The sequence below is a fragment of the Kitasatospora sp. NPDC051984 genome (genome assembly GCF_044593455.1).
GTDB lineage: Bacteria > Actinomycetota > Actinomycetes > Streptomycetales > Streptomycetaceae > Kitasatospora.
Genome location: NZ_JBIUCB010000002.1, coordinates 28414 through 30726 on the forward strand (window position 1 = coordinate 28414; position 2313 = coordinate 30726).

Sequence of the window (2313 nt, forward strand, 5' to 3'; positions counted from 1 at the left end):
CCCACCACCCGACTGCTCGTGCGACGGCGGCGGAGCGTCGGCGCTGTTCCTGCCGCTACCGGACTGCTCATGCGCCGGCGGCGGAGCCTGCTCGTGGGTGCGCCCACCACCCGACTGCTCGTGCGACGGCGGCGGAGCCTGCTCGTGGCTCCGGCCACCACCCGTCTCGGAGTGGGACGGCGGGGCGTCGCCGCTGGTGCGGCCGGAGCCGAACGGGGACAGGCCGCCGGCCGTCGAGCCACCCGAACCCGAGCCACTCGACCTACCCGAACCCGCACCCGAACCCGAACCCGAACCACTGGAGCCCGAACCACTGGAGCTCGAACCCGAGCCGCTGGAGCCCGAGTTGGAGCTTCCGCTGTCGCCGGACGGGCCGTGGTAGGAGCTGTCGCCGCCCGAGGAGGTATCCGGCTTGGTGAACTTCGGCGGGCCGTCCTGGCGGCCGCCCTCGCCGGGGCCGACGGGGCCGTTGATGTGCGGGGCGTCGCCGGGCTTGGGCGCGGGGGCGTGCGTGTTCATCTTGACGGCACCGTGGTGCAGGCCGACGCCCGCACCGCCGGAGAGGCCGGAGCCGAGCAGCGAGGACGTGTCGACCTTGCCGGTGGTGAGGTACTGGGTGGCGGCGTCCGCGCCGACGCCGGTGGCCGCGCCGATCGCCATCTTGCCGCCGAGCGAGTTGGCGGCGGCGCCGAGGCCGACCTTGCCGGCCGCAGCGCCCAGGCCCTTGCCGATCAGGCCACCGGCGGCGCCGCCGATGGCGCCGCCCTTGGCGTTGTCGCCGACTTCCTTCCAGTCGATGCTCTTGCGGTGGCCCTCGGCGAGTTCGATGCCTTGTGCCATCAGGTTGATCGCGGCCATCTGGGCGGCCTGCTTGGCCGCCATCTTGGCCAAGTCGAGCACAAGTGTCTTCAGGGTCTTGGTGACGAACGTCCGCGCCGCCGCGATGAACCCGGGCACCTGGAGCATCGACGCACCCGCGGTGACCGGAGCCTCCGCCTCAGCAGTCGCCAACTCGAATGCCAGAATGCCGAGTTGGGCGACAATCTGGATCTTCGCCGTCTCGGCCGAGTTGGCCATGTTCTCCAGCATGTCACCCATGCCGCTGAGCGCGTTGATGGTCGCGGTCAGCCGGCCCGGGTCGTCCTCGGTGCCCTTGCCGACGGTGTAGGTGGCCCAGAACTTGTTCAGCCCGTCGGCGGCTGCGCCCTGCTGGCCCTCCAGCGCACGCTTGATCGCCGCGTCCACACCCTGGGTGGCGTCCCGCAGCGTCTCGGACGCCTTGCGGCACTCGTCCGCCATGTCACGCAGCTGGTCTTCGTCTGCTTCCGGCCACCGGCAGCCGGCGAGCAGCAGGAGCACCCACTGGAGGGGCTCCGGGAGTTCGACAGCCATGGGTCAGTGCCTTCCAGTCGAGCCGGTCGTACCGGGGGTGAACATCGGGCGGACGTGGGACGGCGCGGTCGGCGCCGTACCGGGCGACTGCGGCATCGGAGCCTGTCCGCCGTCCATGCCGGTGAAGGAGCTGGTCGCGCCCTCTTCGGCGGTGTCGTAGCTCTCGCCCATCTTCTTCAGGCCGTCCGCGATGTCGCGGACCTCCTTGACCAGGCTCTGAAGCGTCTTCAGGGTGTTGTGGCTGTACTCCAGGTAGCTGTTCTCACCGTTCTCACCCTCGGCGAACTTCTTGCCTGACTCGTCGTTGCCCCACGGGTTCTGGCCCTCCATCGAGGGCAGGTACGACGTCATCCGGGAGGCCAGCGACGCGATCTGCTCCGACGCGGAGAGCACCGGCGAGACCGCCGCCTTGTACTGATCGGGGTTCACCTGGAACCCCTGCCCGGCCCCCTTGCCCGTGTCCGAGCCCGCGTTGCTGCCGTTGGCCGTGCCCGCCCGCTGCCCGGCATCGGTCGACTGCCGCGGCACCCCCTCCTGAATCGGGGTCCCGCGCTCCTTCAGCTGCCCCGCCTCCGCCGCCGGCGTCAGGGGCTCACCAGGAGTGGCCGGCACCCCCGGCTGTAGCGGAGTCCCATGCGACTTCAGCTGCCCCGCCTCCGCCGCCGGCGTCAGAGGCACACCGGGCGTGGCCGGCACCCCCTCCGGGAGCGGAGTCCCATGCGACTTCAGCTGCCCCGCCTCCGCCGCCGGCGTAAGGGGCACACCGGGCGTGGCCGGCACCCCCTCCGGGAGCGGGGTACCACTCGACTTCAACCGCCCTGCCTCGGCGGACATCGCCGGGACCGTGTCACCCAACGGCACACCCTCCGACGACTTCAACCGCGCGGTCTCGGCGGGCATCGAAGGCATCGCCTCATGCAC

2 protein-coding genes are annotated in these 2313 nt (G+C 71.5%); both read right to left on the minus strand.

The genetic code is table 11. From position 1 onward, the window contains the following. Window positions 1-1392 (minus strand): WXG100 family type VII secretion target (locus tag ACIHEI_RS04110; RefSeq protein ID WP_396605503.1); only part of this gene is annotated, 1392 nt, incomplete at its 3' end. A 3-nt stretch (window positions 1393-1395) separates the two neighbouring features. Beyond that, window positions 1396-1821 (minus strand): WXG100 family type VII secretion target, encoded by a 426-nt coding sequence (locus ACIHEI_RS04115; protein WP_387635577.1) that lies wholly within the window; start codon window positions 1819-1821, stop codon window positions 1396-1398. Between the last annotated feature and the right edge of the window lie 492 nt (window positions 1822-2313).